This is a genomic window from Alphaproteobacteria bacterium (assembly GCA_020638555.1).
In the GTDB taxonomy this organism is placed as follows: domain Bacteria; phylum Pseudomonadota; class Alphaproteobacteria; order Bin95; family Bin95; genus JACKII01.
This window is the reverse complement of sequence record JACKII010000002.1, coordinates 1,052,540-1,070,444: the sequence shown is the minus strand read 5'-3', so window position 1 is coordinate 1,070,444 and position 17,905 is coordinate 1,052,540. Positions and strand designations below refer to the sequence as shown.

Below are 17,905 nucleotides of genomic sequence, written 5' to 3'. Positions count from 1 at the left end.
GCGTGCTATCCGGCCGCGATCTTGTCCAGCACCGGGCGCAGGTAGGACAGAAAGCGCTCCGGGCTTTCCGACATCGGGAAATGGCCGAGGCCGTGCATCACCTCGAAATGCGCCGGACGGATGCGCTCCGCCAGGGCCTGGCTGAGAGCGGGCGTGGCCGACAAGTCGTAATCCCCGGTCAGCATGTAGATCGGGCACGGGCTGTCGCGGAGGGCCTCCGCCTCCGCGTCGGTCATCAGGCCCTCGACGCTGTAATAGTGAACGTCGCCATAGAAAATGCCGGGACCGCCGGTCATGTAGTGCCACAGCGTCTCCCACCGGTCGGCCGCGGGGGCGTCGGGCGCCATCAGACAGGCGACGGAGCCGGCGCTGGCCTCGCCGCCATGCACGTCGAGGCGCCAGGTGGCGGCGAGTTCGTAGAGCTTGCCGACCTTGCCGGGATCCGGCGCGGCGGAGGATTGCAGGCCGATGGCCGCGCGGAACGCCTCGCCATGGCGCAGCGCCAGGTGCATGACCGCACGCCCGCCAATCGAGCAGCCCATGACGATGGGGCGGTCCAGTTTCAGCGCACGCACCACCGCCATGATCATTTCCGTATAGAGGTCGGTGGTGAGCTTGTAGTCCGAGGTCTCGAACCCCGGCGGCGGCGAGGATTTGCCGTGCCAGGGCATGTCGAAGACGATGACGCGGTGCGACCGCGTCACCTGCGGATCGTTGAGGACGCCGCGATACTGGCGCCCGTCGGCGCCGGCGGTGTGCAGGCAGAGCAGCGGCACGCCATCCGCCGGGCCGGCTTCCTCGAAGTAAAGGCGATGGGGCAGGCCCGCGATATCCAGATGCAGGTAGCGGCCGACGGCGGGCTCAATCCAGGGCTCGCCGACGGTTTGGGGTGCCGTCGCAGCAGGCGAGTCGCGGAGCGAGGCGAAAAGCTGTTCCAGCAGGATTTCCGAACGGGCGAACGCGAGCAGCTCGCCGTCAAGGCCGAGATGGCCGACCCGGACCATGCCGACGACGCTCTGAAAGCCGATGGCGGGCACGGGCTTGGCGAACTCCCGCCAGGCGGAGGCGGACCCGGACAGCACGAAATCCGCATCGGCCGGCGCGCCTTTCCGGACGTCGAGCGTCGCACCGGTCGTGATCGTCCAGGCGTCCCCGTCCGCGATCAGGCCGATGGTGAGGGGCAGCATGCGGCAACGGCGGGCCAATGCCGGGTTGTGTTGAAGCGCCGTGGCAAGGCGGGCGAACATGGCGGGTTCCTCCGGAAAAGCGGTGGCGGCAGCATGGGCGAGGCCAGGCGGTTCGTCCAGCAATGGGATAACGGGCCCGGCGCTCCGCGGAGGGGGACGGAGCCGCCGTCCCGGGCCGGTGGCAGCCTTCGACCAGGGGCAAAGGCGGCGTTCGCGAGAGCCGGCCGGTCCCGGCCCACCGCTCCGGCGCGGCCGGGAAACAGGGCACCTGCGGGCGCGCGCTCCATCCTTCTACGACTTTCGGACTGGACAAAACGCCTCGGGGTGCGGTGCAATCGGCGCTCCGTGATTGAGCCAGGATCGAACCCATGCCCGAGTTTCGCGTCATCACCGATGGCCTCCGCTTTCCCGAAGGGCCGATTGCGCTGCCGAACGGCGACGTGGTGCTGGTGGAAATTGCAGCGGGCCGCCTGACCCGGGTCGCGCCGGACGGCACCAAGACCGTGGTGGCCGAGCCCGGCGGCGGGCCGAACGGTGCCGCCATCGGGCCGGACGGCAAATGCTATGTCTGCAACAATGGCGGCCTGCGCTTTCTGGAGCGGGACGGCCGGTTGCTGCCCATCGGCCAGCCGGACGACTATTCCGGCGGCCGGATCGAGCGCATCGACCTGGAGACCGGCAAGGTCGAGGTGCTCTACACCGAATGCAATGGCGAGCCGCTGAAAGGCCCGAACGACCTGGTGTTCGACCGCCACGGCGGCTTCTGGTTCACCGACCACGGCAAACGCCGGCGCCGCGACAAGGATGTGACCGCCATCTATTACGCCAAGGCCGATGGCTCGCACATCGTCGAGGCGATCTATCCGTTCGACGACCCGAACGGCATCGGCCTCTCGCCCGACGAGACCGAGCTTTACATTGCCGAGACCCATGCGGGCCGCGTCTGGGCCTACAAGCTGGCGGAGCCGGGGCGGGTCGCTGCACCCAAAGTGCCGGCGCGGCAGGAGGCCGGGCGGGTGATCTGCGCGCCGGGCGGCTATCAGATGTACGATTCGTTGGCGGTGGACGGCGGCGGCAATGTCTGCGTCGCCACCATCCACAATGGCGGCATCACCGTGATCGCGCCGGACGGCTCCAAGGTGGAGCATGTGCCGATGCCGGACCATGCCACCACCAATATCTGCTTCGGCGGCCCGGACCTGCGCACCGCCTATATCACGCTCAGTTCGACCGGCCGGCTGGTGGCGATGGAATGGCCACGGCCGGGGCTGGCCCTGAATTTTCTCAACAAGTAAGCGTTGGAGGAACACACATGCACGATCTCGTCATCCGCAATGGCCGCGTCGTCGACGGCACCGGCCGCGCTGCCTTTCACGCCGACGTGGCCGTCCGCGACGGCCGGATCGTCGAGGTCGGCCCGAAGCTGGGGCCGGCCAGGCGCGACATCGATGCCGAGGGCGCGCTGGTCACGCCCGGCTGGGTCGACGTGCACACCCATTATGACGGCCAGGTGACCTGGGACCCGGACCTGTCGCCCTCGTCCTGGCACGGGGTGACCACGGTGGTCATGGGCAATTGCGGCGTCGGCTTCGCGCCGGCCCGCCCGAACGAGCGCGACTTTCTCATCCGCGTCATGGAAGGGGTCGAGGAAATCCCCGGCGCGGCGCTGGACGAAGGCATGACCTGGGACTGGGAGACCTTCCCGGAATATCTGGACAGCCTGGAACGGCAGCAGCGCAGCATCGACGTGGTGGCGCAGGTGCCGCATTCGGCGCTCCGCTGCTATGTCATGGGCGAGGCGCGGGCGCTGGAGGACGAGGCGACGGCCGACGAAATCGCCGAAATGAGCCGGCTGACCGAGGAAGCGTTGCAGGCCGGCGCCCTGGGCTTCACCACCTCGCGCACCATCCTGCACAAGGTGAAGCACGGGCCGGTGATCCCCGGCACCAACGCGACGCCGGAGGAACTGGTCGGCATCGCCCGCGCCTTTCGCAAGCCGGGCCATGGCGTGTTCCAGATGATCAGCGACCATATGGGCCGCGACCCGGATTTCCCCTGGATGAAGGAAATCGCGCGCACCACGGGCGGGCCGCTGATCTTCTCGTTCGCCCAGCGCCGCAACCAGCCGGAATACTACAAGGAGGTGTTGCAAAGCCTGGTCGACGCGCAGGCGAACGAAGGCCTCGACATCCGCGCCAGCGTCGCGCCGCGGCCGGCGGGCATTCTGGAAGGGCTGATGGCGACCCTGAACCCGTTCCTGTTCCACCCCAGCTATCGCGCCATCCGCCGCAAATCGCTGGAGGAGCGCGTCGCCATCATGCGCGACCCGAGCTTCAAGGTCCGCCTGCTGGAGGAGACACCGCATGTGGACTATGGCGGGCTGAAGGACTTCCTCGCCACCTTCTCCAACATGTTCGCCCTCGGCGACCCGCCGGACTACGAGCCGCCGCAGTCGGAAAACATCGCCGCCCGGGCCGAACGGGCCGGGATGTCGGCGGAAAGCTTCGTCTATGACGTGATGTTGCAGAACGAGGGCCAGCAATTGCTGTATTTCCCGCTCTCGAACTATGGCGGCTACAATTTCGACGTCATGCACGACATGCTGGTGCATCCGCGCACGCATATGTCACTGTCGGACGGGGGCGCGCATGTGGGCACGGTCTCGGATGCCAACTTCCCGACCTATATGCTGACCCACTGGGTGCGCGACCGCTCGCGCGGCGCCCGCATCGGCCTGGAAGAGGCGGTGCGCAAGCAGACGCTGGAAAACGCCGAACTGTACGGCCTGCGCGACCGCGGCGCGATCCTGCCGGGCAAGAAAGCGGACCTGAACGTGCTCGACTTCGACAAACTGCACCTGCACGCGCCCTACATGACCAACGACCTGCCGAAGGGCGGCAAGCGCCTGCTGCAACGGGCGGACGGCTATCGCGCCACCGTGGCCGCCGGCCAGATCATCGCCGAGGCGGGCGAGATGACGGATGCCCGGCCCGGCCGGCTGGTGCGCGGGCCGCAGGGTTGACGCCGGGGGCGGGTCGCTGCGGCGGCCGCGCCCTATGCCGCCGGAGGTCCCGGATCGCATCCGGCCATCCTGGCCGGACACGTCCGGGAAAGCTCGAACGCCTGCCCCCCGCCCTTTCCCGGCCGGAGCCCGCCACGGGCGGGCGGAGGGCCGGGATCTCCGGCCGGGGCGAGGTCGCCATCGTAGCGCCGGCGCCCTATGCCGCCAGAGGTCCCGGATCGCGTCCGGCCATCCTGGCCGTGCGCGTCCGGGACAGTTCAAGCATCCGCCCGTTTCCTTATGCAAACGGGGCCGCTAGTCTTTGCGCCAACACTCAGAACGATACCAAGGACGCCCGTTCCCCATGATCTCGGGAAAGCTGCTCGTCGCCAATCGCGGCGAGATTGCCACGCGCATTGTCCGCGCGGCCGCCGAACTCGGCCTGCCCACCGTCGCGGTCTATCCCGCCGACGACGCCGCCAGCCTGCACACCCGCAAGGCCGACGAGGCGGTGCAACTGTCCGGCCGCGGCGTCGCCGCCTATCTGGACGCCGACGCGATCCTGGCCGCCGCCAAAGAGACCGGGGCGACGGCGATCCATCCCGGCTATGGCTTCCTCTCCGAGAATGCCGCCTTCGCGCGGGCGTGTGCCGCTGCCGGCATCGTCTTTGTCGGCCCCTCCCCCGAGGCGTTGGAGCTGTTCGGCGACAAGCACGCCGCCCGGCGCCTGGCGGCGGAACAGGACGTGCCGACCCTGCCCGGCACCGCCGCGCCGACCGCGCTGGAGGACGCGCGCGCCTTCCTGGCCGATCTCGGCCCCGGCGGGGCGGTCATGGTCAAGGCGGTGGCCGGTGGCGGCGGACGCGGCATGCGGCCGGTGCTGAACGCGGACGACCTGGAAGAGGCCTTCGCCCGCTGCCAGTCGGAGGCGCTCTCCGGCTTCGGCAATGGCGACCTGTATGTGGAACGCCTGGTGCGCCGCGCCCGACATATCGAGGTGCAGGTGGTGGGCGACGGTCGCGAGGTGTCGCACCTTTGGGAGCGGGACTGCTCGCTGCAACGGCGGCGGCAGAAAATCGTGGAACTGGCGCCGGCGCCCGACCTGTCGCCGGTGCTGCGCGACAAGTTGCTGGAGGCGGCCATGCGGCTGGCCGCGGCGGCAGGGTACAAGAATCTCGGCACGATCGAATTCCTGGTCGATGCGGATACCGGCGAGTTCTTCTTCATCGAGGCGAACCCGCGCCTCCAGGTCGAGCACACGGTGACGGAAGAGGTGACCGGCCTGAACCTGGTGGAATTGCAACTCCAGATTGCCGGCGGCCAGACGCTGGCCGATCTGGGGCTGACGCGCGCGCAAGTGCCGAGCCCGCGCGGCATGGCCATGCAGGTGCGCGTCAACACCGAGACCATGCAGCCCGACGGCGAAGCCCGCCCCGGCGGCGGCGTGCTGAGCGCGTTCGAACCGCCCTCCGGCCGCGGCATCCGGGTGGATCATTACGGCTATGTCGGCTATCGCACCAACCCGGCCTATGACTCGCTGCTGGCCAAGCTGGTCGTGCACACCAGCAGCCAGAGCCTGCCGGACGTGCTGGCCAAGGGCTATCGCGCGCTCTGCGAGTTTCATGTGGCGGGCGCGCCGACCAACATCCCCTTCCTGCAAAACCTGCTGCGGGACGAGGGCGTTGCCGGCGGCGGCGCCCATACCGGCTATGTCGAGGCGCACGCCGCGGCCCTGGTGCAGGCGGCGGGCGCGCATCACCCCCACCTCTATTTCGCGCCGACCACCGAGGCCGGCGGCGGTGCCGCCCGCAGCGGCCGGGCAGGAGTCAAGGTCGATGCCGTCGACCCGCTGGCGGTGCTGGCCTTCGGGCAGTCGGACGCCCGACAGGGCTCCGCCGCCCGCAGCGCCGCGGAGGAAAGCCTGGCGGACGGCATGATCGCCGTGCGCGCGCCGCTGCAAGGCACCATCCTCTCCCTGACCGTGGCCGAGGGCGACACGGTGCTGCGCGGCCAGCAACTCGTCGTCATGGAAGCCATGAAGATGGAGCACGAGGTCAAGGCGGAGGCCGCCGGCATCGTGCGCGCCGTGCATGTCGAGCCCGGCGACACGCTGTGGGAGGACCAGTTGCTGATCGCGCTGGAGCCCTCCGACGCCGCCGGCGACGCCGAAGTGGCGGCGGAGGAAATCGACCCCGACTATATCCGCCCGGACCTGGCCGAGGTGCTGGAACGCAAGTCCCGCATCTATGACGAGAACCGGCCGCAGGCCGTGGCGCGCCGGCGCAAGACCGGGCACCGCACCGCGCGCGAGAATGTCTACGATCTGGTCGACCCCGACACGTTCATCGAGTACGGCTCCATGGTCGTGGCGGCCCAGGTGCGGCGGCGCGGGCTGGAGGACCTCTACACCCGCAGCCCCGCCGACGGCATCATAGTTGGCGTCGGCCAGGTGAATGGCGAACAGTTCGGCGACCCGGAATCGCGCGTCGTCGTGCTGGCCTACGACTACACGGTCTTCGCCGGCACCCAGGGCGTGCACAACCACTGGAAGACGGACAAGGGCATCGACATTGCCGACGACGGCCGCATGCCGGTGATCCTGTTCGCCGAGGGCGGCGGCGGCCGGCCCGGCGACGACGACTATGGCGGCTTCGTCGGCATGGACACGTTCCATCACTTCATGAAACTGTCGGGCCATGTGCCCATTGTCTGCGTCGTGGCCGGGCGCTGCTATGCCGGCAACGCCTCGCTGGTGGGCGCCTCGGACGTGGTGATCGCCACGCGGGACGCGAATATCGGCATGGGCGGCCCGGCCATGGTCGAGGGCGGCGGCCTGGGCGTGTTCGCGCCCGAGGATATCGGCCCGACCGAGGTCCAGTTCAAAAACGGCGTGATCGACGTGCTGGTCGAGGACGAAGCCGAGGCGGTGCGGGTCGCGAAAAAGTATCTGTCCTACTTCCAGGGCAAGCTGCCGGACTGGACCGCGCCGGACCAACGCCGCATGCGCCATATCGTGCCGGAAAACCGACTGCGCATCTATGAAATCCGCGACGTGATCGAAACCCTGGCCGACGAGGGCTCGGTGCTGGAACTGCGCCAGGGCTTCGGCAAGACCATCGTCACCTGCCTGACCCGGATCGAGGGCCGGCCCGTCGGCATCATCGCCAACGATCCCAAACACCTGGGCGGCGCCATCGACAGCGACGGCTCCGACAAGGGCGCGCGCTTCATGCAGTTGTGCGACGCCTATGACATTCCGATCGTCCATCTCTGCGATACGCCCGGCATCATGGTCGGGCCGGAAGTGGAGAAGACGGCGCTGGTGCGCCACGCCGCCCGCATGTTCGTGACCAGCGCCAACCTGACCGTGCCCTATTTCACGGTCATCACCCGCAAGGCCTATGGCCTGGGTCAGAGCGCCATGGCCGGCGGCAATCTGCGCTTCCCCTATTTCTACGTCGCGTGGCCGACCGGGGAGTTTGCGCCCATGGGCATCGAAGGCCAGGTGAAGCTGGGCTATCGGGCCGAGCTGGAGGCGGTCGCGGACCCGGAGGAACGGCGGCAACTGTTCGAAAAGCTGGTCGCCGGCCTGTACGAGTCCGGCAAGGCCATCAACCGCACCACCAACTTCTCGCTCGACGAGGTGATCGACCCGGCGGATACGCGGAAATGGGTGGTGAACCTGCTCGCCTCGATCCGCCCGCCGGCGCCGCGCGACCGGAAGAAGCGCCCGATGGTCGACACCTGGTAACGCCAGGCCGCAGAAGCGGCACGGAGAATTCCTGGCAAACCGGTGGGTTGCTTCCTATCTTCATGCGAGGTGCGTGAGAGGACAGGAACATGAACGCAGTCCACTTTCCCATCCGTGTCGGGCCAATCCGTGTCGGGCCAATCCGTGTCGGGCCAATCCGTGTCGGGCCAATCCGTGTCGGGCCAATCCGTGTCGGGCCCATCCGTTTCGGGGCCGCTGCGGCGGCCTTTCTGACCCTGGCCGCCTGTGCCGGCCCCTATCGCGATGGCGGCCCCTACCCCCGGCCCGACTATCGCACGCACCCGCCTGCGGGAGCGGCGCACGTGACGCCGCCGCCCCGGGCTTGCCCACCCGGGCTCGCGAAAAAGGGCTCCTGCATCCCGCCCGGCCAGCGCAAGCACTGGCAACGCGGTGACGTGGTACCGGACACGGTGCGTGTTCGCGTGCTTACACGCTATCGTGACCGCGGTTATCGGGCGCCGCCGCGGGGACAGGTGTATATTGAAATCGACGGCGGCATCTACCTCATGGCCCAAGCAACGCGCCGCATTGTGCGAGTCATGCTCGCGGCCAATTAAATTATTATGGCAACAATATGGCAGTCGATTTGCTTGATCGGCCGCCATACGAACCAAAAAAAGCTCGAAACTTGCGTTTTCCTTTCCCACGTGATGCTGCGCTACCGCAGAGGGATAGAATGATGCTTGCAGAACGATTTCTGGTTCGGACCGTTGCGACCGTCGGCACCGCGTTGATGCTGGCCGTCGGCACGGTCCCCTATAGCAGCGGGCCGGCATTTGCCGAGTCCCCCCGCTGGGATGCCAACCGCGACCATGGCGACCGCGGCGGCGACCGCTACCGAAAGGACGACCGTGGCCGCGGCGGCGATCACTACAAGGGTCGCCGGGACCATGCGGACCGCGTTCACGACCGCCGCGACGACCGGCGCGACGACCGGCGCGAGTATCGCGATCGCCGGCATGACGGCCACGACCGCTGGGAACGGGACCGCTGGGAGCGCGAACACCGGGGCTACGACCACCACAAACACCGGCACTGGAAGCGCGGCGAACGCATTTCCCGCTCCGTCCGCTACCGGGTCATCACCCATTATCATGACTATGGCTGGCGGCGGCCGCCGCGCGGGCATGTCTATGTCGACATCGATGGCGACGTCTATCTGATGGCGGTGGCGACCCACCTGATCGTCGACATTCTGACCGACAGGCGCTACTGAGCCTGCCGGTCGAATGCCCGATGCGGCTCAGCGGCCGGTAAAGTTCGGCTTGCGCTTCTCGGCGAACGCCCGGCCGCCCTCTTGCTGGTCCGCGCTGCGCGAGACCCGCAAAAGCTGCTTGCGGGCGAGACCGGAAAGCTCGGACGGGCCGCGGGGCAGCACGGTTTCGCGGGTGAAGCGGGACAGTGCCGCCATCACCAGCGGCGCGGAATCGGCCAGGACGCGGGCGTATTCCATGGCGCCTTCGATGGCCTGCCCCTTGGGCGTGACCTTGTTGACCATGCCGACCTCGTAGGCGCGCTGGGCCGAGAAATGCTTGCCGGTCAGCATGAATTCCATGGCGACCTTATAGGGCACCCGGCCGGCATGGCTGGCGATCAGGCCGCCGCAGAAGCCGATCTGCGCCTCGGGATAGAAGAAATCCGCGGTCTCGTCGGCCACGGCCAGGTCGCAGAACTGCACCAGGCAATAGGCGCCGCCGACGCAATAGCCGTGGATGGCGGCGATGATCGGCTTGTCGACGAAGACGCCGGTGCCGGGCATGCACTCCCAAAGATCCGGATCGCGCGGCGGCTCGCGCAGGTCGGCGCCGACGCTGAAAGCCTTGTCGCCGGCGGCGGAAATGATGGCGACGCGGTCGTCGGACGCCTGGAACGCTTCCAGATGGTCGCGCAGTTGGGCGACCAGGCCGTTGGAAAGCGCGTTCATTTTCTCCGGCCGATTCAGCTGGATGTGCGCGATGCGCCCTTCGGACGTGTAGGTGACGAGATCGGACATGGGTTGAGCGGTCCTCAGATATGGATTGATGGCAACTCACTAGCACACCGACCCTATTGCGCCAATTGCCTGCCCGCCAGCGCCGCGAATGCGACCAAAATTGTCAGAGGCGGGAGGCGCCGCCGTCGCCATACTGTTATGATAGCCGCCCGACCGTGAGAGGAGCCGCCGCCATGACGTCCGACCCGAAACCCGAGGTTCATGCGCTGCTGCATGCCGGCACGTCGACGATCTGCTATATCGTCGCCTGCCCGACAACCAGGCAGTGCGCGGTGATCGACGCGGTGTTGGATTTCGATCTGGCGAGCGGCCGCACCGCCACGACCTTCGCCGAACGGGTGGTGGCCAAGGTGCGGGAACTGGGCCTGACCGTGCAGTGGGTGCTGGAGACGCACGTCCATGCCGACCACCTGTCCGGCGCGCCGGCGGTGCGCGCGGCGCTGGGCGGCCGCGTCGGCATCGGCGATCATATCGGCGAGGTGCAGGCCGGCTTCGCCAAAATCTACAATCTGGAGCCGGAATTCCGCACCGACGGCAGCCAGTTCGACCACCTGTTTACCGACGGCGAGCAATTCGCCATCGGCCAGATGCCGGCAAAGGCCATGCACACCCCAGGCCACACGCCGGCCTGCATGACCTATCGGATCGGCGACGCGGTGTTCTGTGGCGATACCATCTTCATGCCGGATTTCGGCACCGCACGGTGCGACTTCCCCGGCGGCTCGGCAGAGACGCTCTACCGGTCGATCCAGCGCATTCTGGCGCTGCCTCCGGAAACCCGCATTTTCGTCGGCCACGACTACGGCCCCGATGGCCGCGAGATCGCATGGGAAACCACGGTCGCCGAACAGCGCAAGAGCAACAAGCATGTGCATGACGGCGTGGACGAAGCCCAGTTCGTCGCCATGCGCACCAAGCGCGACGCGGAACTGGCAATGCCGGGCCTGCTATTGCCCTCGATCCAGGTGAATATCCGCGCCGGAGAGATGCCGCCGGCCGAAGACAACGGCGTTTCCTATCTGAAACTGCCGCTGAACCGGTTCTGACGCCCCGCCATGGCCGACCAGACCCTCGATGCGACGGGGCTGAAATGCCCGATGCCGGTGCTGCGCGCCCGCCGCGCCCTCAAAGCCCTGCCGAGCGGCGCGGTGTTGGAACTGCTGGCGGATGACCCGGCATCAGCCAAGGACGTGCCCGCCTTCTGCGAGATGACCGGCGATGCGCTGGAAGAAACCCGGCAGGATGGCGGCACCTTCACCTTTCTGATCCGCAAAGCCTAAGGCAACGATCCCATGAGCGACCCGATCCACTACATGACCATCCGGGCGCTCGCGGCCGAAATCGAAGCGCGCCGGCTTTCCCCGGTGGCGGTGACGGAGCACATGCTGGCCCGCATCGCCGCGCTGGACGGCAGGCTCAAGGCCTATGCCACCGTCATGGCCGAAAGCGCCCTGGCGGAGGCGCGTCAGGCAGAGGCGGAGATCGCCGCCGGCCGCTATCGCGGCAAACTGCACGGCGTGCCGGTGGCGGTGAAGGACCTTTGCTACACCAAGGGCGTGCGCACCATGGGCGGGCTGAAAGTGCGGGCGGATTTCGTGCCCGACTTCGATGCCACCGTGGTCGAGCGCCTGCGCGCGGCCGGCGCCGTGCTGCTGGGCAAGATCAACCTGACCGAAGGCGCCATGGCCGGTTACAACCCGGACTTTCCGGTGCCGGAGAACCCCTGGCGCGCGAGCCATTGGTCCGGCGCCTCGTCCAGCGGGTCCGGCGCGGCGACGGCGGCGGGGCTGGCGTTTGCGACGCTCGGCAGCGACACGGGCGGCTCGATCCGGCATCCGGCGGCGGTGTGCGGCACGGTCGGCCTGAAACCCACCTATGGGCTGGTGAGCCGCCATGGCGTGCTCGACCTGGCGCAGACGCTGGACCATGTGGGGCCACTGACCCGCTCGGCGGTGGATGCGGGCATCGTCACCCAGGCCATTGCCGGCCACGATCCGCGCGACCCGACCTCCCTGCCCGATCCGGTGCCGGACCTGCTGGCCGGCGTCGGCCGGAGCGTCCGGGGCCTGCGCATCGGCTTCGACGCGCGCTATGCCAGCGAGGACCTGGCGCCGGACTTCGCCGCCGGCATCGCCGCCGCCCGCGACGTGATGGCGCGGCTGGGCGCGGAGATCGTGCCGGTCGCCATGCCGGCGCGACTGCGCGAATATATGGAAGCCTGGCAGGTGTTGTGTACCGCCGAGGCGGCGGACGCGCACCGGGCGTTCTTCCCGGCGCGGGCGGACGACTATGGCCCCTGGTTCCGGCAGTGGCTGGAGATCGGCAACCGGCATACCGCCATGGACTATGCCGCCGCCCACATCCTGCGCACCGAGTGCAATGGCGAGATGCGGCGGATCATGGCCGATATCGACCTGTTCCTTTGCCCCTCGACCGCGCGGGAGGCGTTTCCGGTGTCGCCGGAAGTCTCCTACGGGCCGATCCCTGCCGACCGCAGCGCCTGGAACGGTCGCTTCACCTGGCCGAGCGACTATGCCGGGCTGCCGACGCTGTCGTTGCCTTGCGGCCTGTCCGAGGCGGGGTTGCCGCTTTCGCTCCAGTTCATCGGCCACCACCAGAGCGAGGCCCTGCTGGTTCAGGCCGGCGCTGCCTATGAGAGCGCCACGGACTGGCACACGCTGCACCCGCCCGGCTGGGACTGAAACACCAGCCGAGCGGCGCGCCGAGGCCCGCTGTAGACGTTATCGGGATTGTGCTTGGCGTTGGTCAATCGGGCCGGATCGAGGCAACCGGTCCGCAGGTTCGATTGCGTATCCGGTCGGATATCGCACCGTCGCGGCAACCGCTTATTGCGCACAAGTTCTTGCGGTTGTTTGCCATTGCAGAAACGCCCGTGACACCGGCTGTATTGCAATGCATTGTTTCAATATCTCTCTCCGCGCATGAGAATTTACTGTAAATTCCTCTGATTTATAATTCAAAGAATAATTATCGTTACCCTAAAGTTTATGAGACAAATTTGAGCGCCCAGCCCCCCTTAAATTCGGGGAAAGATTGCGCTATATTGTCTAAATCCTTTTTCCATGTTGGAGGTTTGACGCGAGCCGATGTGCGGCATTTGCGGTGAAATTTTGTTTGATGGTTCTTATGCGTCCGCATCCCGAATTCAGAAGATGGTGGATGCGATGGCGCCGCGCGGGCCCGACGGGGCCGGCGTGCATTTGCGCAGCCGCGTCGGCTTCGGTCACCGGCGGCTGAAAATCATCGATCTGTCGGAAGCGGGCGCCCAGCCCTTCGTCGATACGCATCTGGGCCTGACCATCGCCTTCAACGGCTGCATCTACAATTACCCGGAGCTGCGGCGCGAGCTGGAAGCCCTGGGCCACCGCTTCGCCTCCACCAGCGACACCGAGGTGATCCTCAAAGCCTGGGCGCAATGGGGGGCGGAGGCGGTGCCGCGGCTCCAGGGCATGTTTGCCTTCGCCCTGCACGAGCGCGACAGCGAGCGGGTGTTCTTCGTCCGCGACCGCTTCGGCATCAAGCCGCTCTACTACGCGGAGACCGGCCGGCGGCTGGCGTTCGCCTCCACCCTGCCGGCGCTGCTGACGGCGGGCGGTATCGATACCAGCATCGACCGGGTGGCCCTGCACCATTACATGACCTGGCATGCCGTGGTGCCGCCGCCGCGCACCCTGCTGGCGGGCGTGCGCAAGCTGCCGCCGGCAACCATCCGCACCATCGAGCCGGACGGCAGCACCAGCGACCGCACCTACTGGCAGCCAACCTTCGAGCGCACGCCAGACGACGCCGGGCGCAGCGGCGAGGACTGGGCCACCCTGGTGCTGGAGGCGCTGCGCACCGCAGTGCGTCGGCGCATGGTGGCGGACGTGCCGGTGGGCGTGCTGCTCTCGGGCGGTGTGGATTCGAGCCTGATCGTCGGCCTGCTGGCGGAGGAAGGGCAAAAACATCTCGCCACCTATTCCATCGGCTTCGAGGAAGCGCATGGCGAGCGGGGCGACGAGTTCCAGTATTCCGACCTGATCGCCAACCACTACGGCACCAACCACCACCAGATCTTCATCCCTTCGGAGGAGATGCGGGAGAACCTGCCGCTGGCGATCCAGGCCATGTCGGAGCCCATGGTCTCCTATGACAATATCGGCTTTTTCCTGCTGTCGCGGGAGGTCTCCAAGACCATCAAGGTGGTGCAGTCGGGCCAGGGCGCGGACGAGGTGTTCGGCGGCTATCACTGGTATCCGCCGCTCGCCAACTCCAACCAGGCCGTCAGCGACTATGCCGCCGCTTTTTTCGACCGCAGCCATGCCCGCCTGGCCGAACACCTGACCCCGGCCTATCTGGCCGACAGGGACGAGAGCCTCGCCTTCGTGGCCGAGCATTTTGCCCGCGCCGGCGCGGACGATCCGGTGGACAAGGCGCTGCGGCTCGACACCAATGTCATGCTGGTGGACGACCCGGTGAAGCGGGTCGACAACATGACCATGGCCTGGGGTCTGGAAGCGCGGGTGCCGTTTCTGGATCACGAACTGGTCGAACTGGCCGGCCGCATCCCGGCCGAGCACAAGCTGGCCGATGGCGGCAAGGGCGTGCTGAAGGCCGCCGCGCGCCGGGTGATCCCGTCGGCCGTGATCGACCGGCCCAAGGGCTATTTCCCGGTGCCGGCCCTGAAATACATCCAGGGCCCCTATCTCGACATGGTGCGGGATGCGTTGACCGCGCCGGCGGCGCGCGAACGCGGGCTGTTCCGACCCGAGTATCTCGACCGGCTGTTCACCAACCCGACCGACCACATCACGCCCCTGCGCGGCTCCGAATTGTGGCAGGTGGGGCTGTTGGAGTTGTGGCTACAGCAACACGGAGTCTGACATGCGCGATCCGAGTGCGCAGCGCCGCCGCGGTGCCTATGAGCACCGCTTCCGGCGCCAACGCCAGTATGGCTCCAGCCCCCTGCCGACGGCGGCGGGCAAGCCCCAGCCGAACGCGGTCGTCAATTGCGGCTGGGGGCGCCTGATCTTCGCCCACACTTTCGAACGCAACGAAGACGTGGTGGAGGTGCTGGCGGCGGAAGGGCCGGACCGGCGGGACATCGCCCTCTATGTGCAGGACCCGCACGTTTTGCTGGCCCGGGCGCCGCAGGAGCTGTTTCTGGACCCGTCGCACACCTATCGCCTCGACCTCTCCACCTACCGCCCGGCGCGGCGCCGGCCGCACACCTTCTTTATCCGCCGACTCTCGACCCGACGGGATGCGGAGGCGGTCAACGCCATCTATGCCGCCCACAATATGGTGACCGTGCCGACCGAGTTTTTCTGGTCGCATCGCGATGCCCGCTCCATGACCGTGTTCGTGGCCGAGGATGCGGAGACCGGGGCGATTCTGGGCTCGGTCATGGGGCTGGATCATGCGCGCTGTTTCGAGGACCCGGAACGGGGCAGTTCGCTCTGGTGCCTGGCGGTGGCGCCGGATGCCCCGCATGCGGGCATCGGCGAGAGCCTGGTGCGACGGCTGGCGGACCATTTTACCGCCCGCGGCGCCAGCTTCATGGACCTGTCGGTGATGCACGACAACACCCAGGCCATCGCGCTTTACGAGAAGCTGGGCTTCGTCCGCGTGCCGGTGTTCGCGGTGAAGCGCAAGAACCCGATCAACGAGCGCCTGTTTACCGGCGGCGCCGAAGATGCCAGCCTCAACCCCTATGCCCGCATCATCACCGACGAGGCAAAGCGGCGGGGCATTGCCGTGACCGTGACCGATGCCGAAGCCAACCTGTTCCGCCTGACCTATGGCGGGCGCAGCGTGCATTGCCGCGAGTCGTTGAGCGAGTTCACCTCCGCCGTCGCCATGACCATCTGTGACGACAAACGCCTGACCCGCCGCCTGGTGGAGGCGGCAGGCGTGCGCGTGCCGGCGCAACTGACCGACCCGACGCCGGAGGCCGTGCAGGCCTTCGTGGCCGAGCATGGCAGCGTGGTCGTCAAGCCGGCGCGGGGCGAACAGGGCAAGGGCATCTCCGTCGGGCTGACCGAGCCCGCCGGAATTGCCGCCGCCATCGAGCGCGCCCGCACGCTCTGCCCTGACGTGGTGGTGGAAGCCTGTTTCGAAGGCCAGGATTTGCGGCTGGTGGTGATCGACTACAAGGTGGTGGCCGCCGCCCTGCGCCGTCCCGCCCGCATTGTCGGCGACGGCAGTGCCAACGCCCGCCGCCTGATCGAAAGCCAGAGCCGGCGGCGGGCGGCGGCAACCGGCGGGGAAAGCCGGATCCCGCTGGACGACGAAACGGAACGGTGCCTGGCGGCGGCGGGCTATACCTACGATTCCGTGCCCGCCTGCGGCACGGAGGTCGTGGTGCGCAAGACCGCCAACCTGCACACCGGCGGCACGATCCACGACGTCACCGCCGAAACCCATCCGACGCTGATCAATGCCGCCATCGAGGCGGCCCGCGCCATCGAGATCCCGGTGACGGGCATCGACCTGATGGTCAAGGGGCCGCGCCAGCCGGACTATGTTTTCATCGAGGCGAACGAGCGGCCGGGCCTGGCCAATCACGAGCCGCAACCGACCGCCGAACGCTTCATCGACCTGCTGTTTCCCCTCAGCATCCCCGCATCGGCCCGCCAGGCCCGGGCCCGGAGTCCAGAATGAGCGAAGCGCCGCTACGGCTGACCATCGACATCGACTATCTGCGCTACCAGTTGGAAGCGCTGCTGGCGATCCCCAGTCCCACCGGCTACACGGATTCCGTGGTCCGCTATGTCTGCGGCGAGCTGGACCGGATGGACGTCCATTACGAGTTGACGCGGCGCGGTGCCATCCGGGCGCGCCTGCCCGGCGAGGCCATGACGTCCGCGCGGGCCATCGTCTCCCACGTCGACACGCTGGGCGCGCAGGTCAAGGCGATCAAGCCGAACGGGCGGCTGGAAGTGGTGCCCATCGGCCATTGGTCGGCCCGCTTTGCCGAAGGCGCCCGCACCACCGTCTTTACCGACGCCGGCTCCTATCGCGGCACCATTCTGCCGCTGCGGGCCTCCGGCCACACCTATGGCGACGATGTCGATACGCTGCCGGTCGGCTGGGAGTATGTCGAACTGCGCATCGACGCCTATGCCATGAACCCCGAGGACGTTCACCGGCTCGGCATCGAGGTGGGCGACATCGTCGCCATCGACCCGCAGCCGGAATTCCTGGACAACGGCTTCATCGTCTCGCGCCATCTGGACAACAAGGGCGGCGTCGCCATCATGCTGGCGGCGATTCAGGCCATGGTACAGGCGGACCCGCCGCCGGTGGACATCTATTGGATGTTCACCATTGCCGAGGAAGTCGGCCACGGTGCGGCCTCGATCCTGCTGCCGAACATCGCCTCGCTGGTGGCTGTGGACAATGGCACGTCGGCGCCGGGGCAGAATTCCGCGGAATTCGGCGTCACCATCTCGATGGCCGACATGACCGGCCCGTTCGACTACCACCTGACCCGCAAGCTGGCGGCGCTCTGCCGGGACAACGACATCCGCTTCCAGAAGGACGTGTTCCGGTTCTACCGCTCCGACAGCGCGTCGGCGGTGGAAGCCGGGGCGGACGTGCGCACGGCGCTGGTCACCTTTGGCGTCGACGCCAGCCATGGCTATGAGCGCATCCATGTGCACGCGCTGCGCTCGCTGGCGGAGTTGCTGACTTGCTATGCGCGCAGCGAGGTCGCGATTGCCCGCGACCGCCACGCCATGACCGACCTCACCGGCTTCACCACCCAGCCGGAAGAGCCGGCGGGGCAGGAGTTGACGCCGGACATCGAAAACGTCGACTCGTGACGGGGTAGACTGTGTCCCGGAGCCTGCGAAGCGGGCATCCGGGACCGGTTGCTCTCTCGAACAGACGCGGCGGCGGCGTTCGATGGACGACGCCGGCCCCGGTCTCGGCTCCGCCTCGCCCGGGGC

13 protein-coding genes are annotated in these 17,905 nt (G+C 67.7%); 11 read left to right on the top strand and 2 right to left on the bottom strand.

Translation table 11 applies throughout. From position 1 onward, the window contains the following. Positions 1-5: 5 nt before the first annotated feature. On the bottom strand, positions 6-1,004 hold the full coding sequence (locus H6844_10810) for an alpha/beta hydrolase (protein MCB9929887.1): 999 nt from the start codon (positions 1,002-1,004) through the stop codon (positions 6-8). 551 nt (positions 1,005-1,555) lie between these two features. Here H6844_10810 and H6844_10805 point away from each other — a divergent pair. The 5 genes from H6844_10805 to H6844_10785 all read left to right on the top strand — a co-directional run bounded on the left by H6844_10805 (position 1,556) and on the right by H6844_10785 (position 9,176). Beyond that, positions 1,556-2,482 (top strand): SMP-30/gluconolactonase/LRE family protein, encoded by a 927-nt coding sequence (locus tag H6844_10805; protein ID MCB9929886.1) that lies wholly within the window; start codon positions 1,556-1,558, stop codon positions 2,480-2,482. Between the two features lie 17 nt (positions 2,483-2,499). Then, on the top strand, positions 2,500-4,209 hold the full coding sequence (locus H6844_10800) for a D-aminoacylase (protein MCB9929885.1): 1,710 nt from the start codon (positions 2,500-2,502) through the stop codon (positions 4,207-4,209). A gap of 343 nt (positions 4,210-4,552) precedes the next feature. Further along, positions 4,553-7,939, top strand: a complete 3,387-nt coding sequence (locus tag H6844_10795; protein MCB9929884.1) for a carbamoyl-phosphate synthase large subunit — start codon at positions 4,553-4,555, stop codon at positions 7,937-7,939. A 323-nt stretch (positions 7,940-8,262) separates the two neighbouring features. Continuing rightward, entirely contained in the window at positions 8,263-8,517 is a 255-nt protein-coding gene (locus H6844_10790) for an RcnB family protein (GenBank protein ID MCB9929883.1), read from the top strand. A 119-nt stretch (positions 8,518-8,636) separates the two neighbouring features. Beyond that, positions 8,637-9,176, top strand: coding sequence for an RcnB family protein (locus tag H6844_10785; GenBank protein ID MCB9929882.1), 540 nt, complete (start codon positions 8,637-8,639; stop codon positions 9,174-9,176). A 27-nt stretch (positions 9,177-9,203) separates the two neighbouring features. On the opposite strand, the gene H6844_10780 is transcribed toward H6844_10785, so the two are convergent. After that, positions 9,204-9,953 carry an enoyl-CoA hydratase/isomerase family protein gene (locus H6844_10780; protein MCB9929881.1) on the bottom strand — a complete coding sequence of 250 codons (750 nt, stop codon included), beginning with the start codon at positions 9,951-9,953 and terminating at the stop codon, positions 9,204-9,206. Positions 9,954-10,126: 173 nt separating this feature from the next. Here H6844_10780 and H6844_10775 point away from each other — a divergent pair, with 173 nt between their 5' ends. The 6 genes from H6844_10775 (at position 10,127) to H6844_10750 (ending at position 17,779) form a co-directional block, all read left to right on the top strand. After that, complete coding sequence (locus tag H6844_10775) at positions 10,127-10,999, top strand: MBL fold metallo-hydrolase (GenBank protein MCB9929880.1); 873 nt, start codon at positions 10,127-10,129, stop codon at positions 10,997-10,999. A gap of 9 nt (positions 11,000-11,008) precedes the next feature. Further along, positions 11,009-11,233 (top strand): sulfurtransferase TusA family protein, encoded by a 225-nt coding sequence (locus H6844_10770; protein ID MCB9929879.1) that lies wholly within the window; start codon positions 11,009-11,011, stop codon positions 11,231-11,233. 12 nt (positions 11,234-11,245) lie between these two features. Continuing rightward, a complete protein-coding gene (locus H6844_10765; GenBank protein MCB9929878.1) occupies positions 11,246-12,655 on the top strand; it encodes an amidase in 1,410 nt (469 codons plus the stop codon). Between the two features lie 405 nt (positions 12,656-13,060). Continuing rightward, on the top strand, positions 13,061-14,836 hold the full coding sequence (locus H6844_10760) for an N-acetylglutaminylglutamine amidotransferase (protein MCB9929877.1): 1,776 nt from the start codon (positions 13,061-13,063) through the stop codon (positions 14,834-14,836). Between the two features lies 1 nt (position 14,837). Then, positions 14,838-16,616, top strand: coding sequence for an N-acetylglutaminylglutamine synthetase (gene ngg, locus H6844_10755; GenBank protein MCB9929876.1), 1,779 nt, complete (start codon positions 14,838-14,840; stop codon positions 16,614-16,616). Further along, positions 16,613-17,779, top strand: coding sequence for an osmoprotectant NAGGN system M42 family peptidase (locus tag H6844_10750; protein MCB9929875.1), 1,167 nt, complete (start codon positions 16,613-16,615; stop codon positions 17,777-17,779). Before ngg ends, H6844_10750 begins: the two co-directional genes overlap by 4 nt. Positions 17,780-17,905 lie beyond the last annotated feature (126 nt).